3 protein-coding genes are annotated in these 4,542 nt (G+C 46.5%); all 3 read right to left on the bottom strand.

The window, feature by feature from the left end:
• The coding region (locus tag RWS39_RS09155) for an ABC transporter ATP-binding protein (protein WP_314482798.1) at positions 1-1,601 on the bottom strand (1,601 nt) is incomplete at its 3' end.
• Complete coding sequence (locus tag RWS39_RS09150) at positions 1,591-3,333, bottom strand: ABC transporter ATP-binding protein (protein ID WP_012000682.1); 1,743 nt, start codon at positions 3,331-3,333, stop codon at positions 1,591-1,593. The genes RWS39_RS09150 and RWS39_RS09155, both read right to left, overlap by 11 nt.
• Before the next feature lie 96 nt (positions 3,334-3,429).
• On the bottom strand, positions 3,430-4,542 hold a 1,113-nt coding region (locus RWS39_RS09145; RefSeq protein ID WP_314482792.1), incomplete at its 5' end, for an MFS transporter.

The following is a 4,542-nucleotide window of genomic DNA, read 5'->3' as shown; positions in this document are numbered from 1 at the left end:
GCGATGATAAAGCTAGTCCGTCCCACCATGAGCTTGCTGAAAGCCTCCTGAATCAAGACTTCTGTCCGAGTATCAATGGAGGAAGTCGCCTCATCCAAGATTAGGATTTTAGGAACGGAAAGGAAGACACGGGCAATGGTCAAGAGCTGTCGCTGACCTTGAGAAAGGGAGTCCCCAGCATCTGCCAGATAAGTGTCATACCCCTGAGGCAACTGCTGGATAAAGAAATGCGCATTGGCCGCCTTGGCAGCTGCAATGACCTCTTCTCGGCTGGCGTCTGGCCGGCCAAAAGCTATATTGTCGTGAATAGTCGCCGTCTTAAGCCAAGTCTCCTGCAGTACCATACCGAACTGCTGACGATAAGAGGCTCTGGTGTAATGCGTTATGGGAATACCGTCTAGCGAAATAAGACCACTATCAACATTGTAAAAGCGCATGAGGAGATTGATTAAAGTAGACTTGCCAGCACCAGTTGGCCCGACAATGGCGACCTTGCTAGCTGCTGGAATCCTTATATTCAAATCCTGAATCAGCTCTTTGCCAGGCTCATAGCCAAAAGCCACATGCTCAAAACTAATCTGTCCTCTAACATCTTCAGACTGAAGAATTTCCTGACCAGACTCTGCTATTTCTTCTTGGTCCAAAACGCTATAAATCCGCTCCGCACAAGCTAAAGCACTCTGCAATTCCGACATGACTGACGATATATCATTGAAAGGCTTGGTGTACTGGTTGACGTAGTTGAGGAAGGTCACCAGCTGCCCAACCGTAAAGCCTGTTCCCTGAATGATTCGTACAGCCCCAAAGCCTACAATCAAAGCATAAATCAGGGCATTGATAAAACGAGTCGAAGGATTGACCGTCGAAGAATAGAAAATAGCAGCCTGAGAATAGTCTGCATAGGTTTGATTGCTGCGAGTAAAAGCTGTATCAAACTGCTCCTGAGCATTAAAAGTCTGTATCAGACTTTCCTGAGTCAGGCTTTCCTCAATCAGCTGGGTCTGTGCCCCTCTCGCCTGCGTCTGACGTTGGAAAAAGCTAAAACTTTTTCTAGCAATAAAGCGAGCTAAGAAGAGAGAAAGGGGCGTCAAAAGCAGAACCAAAAGCAAGAGGAAAAAGTCCAATCTGGCCATGCTAATGATGGTCACTAAAATTGTCAGCAAACCCACAAAAAATTGATTGAAAACCATAAGTAGGCCATTGCTGAGCTGCTCCAAGTCCGTCGTCACCCGACTAACCAAGTCGCCGGTTCCCTGCCGGTCCAGATAGGCCAAAGGCAGATAATGTACTTTCTTGATAACACCCTGTCGGAGCTGCTGGCTATAGCGATAGACCAGCTGATTATAGACCAAGGGATTGAGCCATTGAATCAGCGTATTGGCTAAGATGACCAACAACATCTGGCCCAAAATCGGCACCAAATGCTGGTCCGCTTGAGTGAGAAGAACACTATCAACCGCATTTCCAATTAAAACTGGAAGAAGAACAGTCAGAGCCACTTGAGCCACCGTTCCCAGACTAGCTAGGAGAAAGAGCCAGCGCGCCTGCAGCAAATCTCGAGTCAAACGCCTCAAGCTGCTAGGTGATGTCTTATGCTTCATGCTTGCCCTCCTCTCCTTGACTATGCTGTGAGTGATGGATTTCTCGGTAAATGGCAGAGCTGACTAAGAGTTCTTCGTGGCTACCAAGAGCCACCTGTTCTCCCTTATCTAGAACTAAAATTTGATCCGCTGAGCGCAAGCTATTGGTCCGCTGAGAGATCAAGACCAGACTAGTCTCTATCAATTCATTCTTAATAGCCTGCAAGAGTCTAGCCTCTGTCAGATAGTCCAGAGCTGAGGTCGCATCATCTAAAATCAAGAAAGGCGCCCTCCGCAAGACAGCTCTGGCGATGGTTAAACGCTGACGCTGACCACCAGAAAAATTCCGACCAAAGACCTCTACAGTCGCATCCAAGCCACCTTCCTTCTGAGAGACAAAGTCCGCCGCCTGAGCAATCTCTAAAGCCTGCCACAAGTCTGCGTCTGTTGGCTTGCTTAACATGCCCAAGGTCAGATTGGAGCGAACAGTTCCTTGGAAAAGCTCCGCTTTCTGAGGCACCAGACTGATCCAGGACCTCCATTCGCTCAGATTTTGGGGACTGCGTCCTTGGGAAAAGATGGTCAACTGACCAGCAGCCACAGGATAGAGATGAGCCAGCAGCTGGACCAGAGTAGACTTCCCTGAACCTGTCCCGCCAATAACCCCCACAGTCTGACCTCTTTTCAAATCAAAAGTCAGACCAGTCAAGGCTGGGCTAGCTGCATTTGGATAAGAAAAGCTGACTTGCTGGACTTTAATAGCTTGATTAGGCAGAGCTGTTTCCTGCACTAATTCCTGCAGGACATCTTCTTCTGCTTGCTCGAAGACTTGACTGATGCGGCCTGCACTGATATAGCTTTGATTGAGTGAGTTGACTAGCATCGCCAGTTTGAGCAATTCCACCAAAATTTGCAATAAATAATTGACCAAAGCCACTAGCATCCCCTGGGTCAGCAAGCCCTTGCCGATAAAGCTATTCCCCTGCCAAATCACAGCAATCAGAGCACCATTGACTGTGAGAAAGGTCAGAGGGCTAATCAGACTAGCCAGAGCTCCTGTCCTGATTTGCCAGGTTTTATAGAGCTCGTTGCGATTGCGAAAGGTCTGAACCTCGCGCTGGGTCTGACCGAAAGCTCGTATAACCCTCATGCCCTGCAGCTGCTCACGCGTCAGATTGACTAGTTGGTCTGTCAGTTGGCGAATCTTAGCATAGAGGGGATTCATCAGACGAGACATGAAAACGATAATAGCCGTTAAAATTGCCACCATGAGCAAGAACCACAAGGTAATGACCGGGCTGATAGTAAAGGCCATGATGATAGATCCAAAAACGATGATAGGCGCCCGCAGAAAGAGACGAAGAAATTGATTGATTCCCGTCTGGATCTGATAGGTGTCGCTCGTCAGCCGAGTCACCAAGCTAGAAGTCGTCAGCTCATCCCGACTAGCCTTAGGCAAACGCAGGATTTTTTGATAGAGTTCGCTTGTCATCTGACGAGTAAAGCCCACTGCCGCCTTTGACGAATAATACTGGGCTACCACTGCTACCACCACGCCCAGCGCAGCCAAGCCCATCAAAAGAAAAACCATCCAGTAGAGATGGGAGCTGTCCTTTTGGGGAATGGTCTCGTCCACAATTCCCGCAATCAAAAGCGGAACCAAGAGTTCAAAACTGGCCTCCAAGAGCTTAAACAAGGGTCCCAGCAAAGACTCCCTGATATAGCCCTTGAAATATTTCAATAAATCTTTCATACTGCCTACTTCTCCATTAAACTTTATTTATTTTACCATAATTTTTAAAGGCTAAAAAATATTCTCCTTCTGACCAGCAGAAAGAGAACATTGATATTAGACTTCTTGTAAGCTCTGGCTTATTTTCTTTAGACTTATATGTAAAAATGGGGTTACAGCAAATAAAAAGCCGCCCAAAGCTATAAAAGTCCAATCGAAGCCAAAGTGATCAATCAACCAGCCCGTCATAGGGAAAATAACAATCATACTCAGGCTGAACATCATAGAATAGACACTGAGCATGGTAGCCCGTACCTCACTTGGCAGCTGCTTTTGTAAATCATTGTCAAAAATCGGCTGGAAAAGAGCATACAAGGCGTTGCTGATTAGATAAATCAAAATATAGATAACTGGCGTGCCAAAATAAGACAACAGGTAGCTTGCTCCAGTTAGAAGAACCACTGAAGGAAAAAGTTTCAAGGCAGAATACTTCTTTCCAATCATACTCGCCAGATAGACCGCCAAGATATTCAAAGCACTGCCAATCAGCATGACTACCGAAATCTGCCAATCTTTTAAGTCAGGCAATTGATTTTGGTAGTAAAAATAAAACATGCACATGATCGTTCCGAAGATTTGCGACAGAATCATCCAGATAAAAAGGCTGGGATTTCTTTGCAATTCCTCTTTGACAGCCCAGATAATCTTTTTCATGGTCAGACGTTCTGCTTTCTCTGCTTTGACACTTGGCTCCTTCAGCATCCAAGTCAGGAAAAGAACGACGATAGAGGTGCCAATCATGATATAGTAGGTCAGATGCAATTGTCCATGGACAAAAAATCCAGCCCAGACCGTTCCCAAAGACCGGGTCGCTTCAGCCACTCCAGACATAAAACTGGAGATGGATAAGTAACGTTCCTTGAGTCCAGCCTCTACAGAAGAATCATAGACCATGGCTGCGCTTGTCCCCGAATCAAAATTATAGGACCAAGCACTGATCATCATAGCCAGTGCATAGACCCAAAAGTTCCCCTGCCCCGCCAACATGAGAACAGAAGACACAATCCCAGCTATCCGGCTCAGATACAGATTGGTCTTGTAGGAAAAGCGATCCGCCAACATCCCAGAAGGAATTTCACAGATGACGCTAGTCGCATGAAAAATACTTTCCAAAAGCCCAATCTGCCAAAGGGACATGCCGTTTTGACTTAGAAATAAAATCCAAAAACT

Origin of the sequence: Streptococcus cristatus, from assembly GCF_963529205.1 — a bacterium.
GTDB lineage: Bacteria > Bacillota > Bacilli > Lactobacillales > Streptococcaceae > Streptococcus > Streptococcus cristatus_O.
The sequence above is the reverse complement of the archived record's forward strand: the minus strand, read 5'-3'. Positions and strand labels throughout refer to the sequence as shown.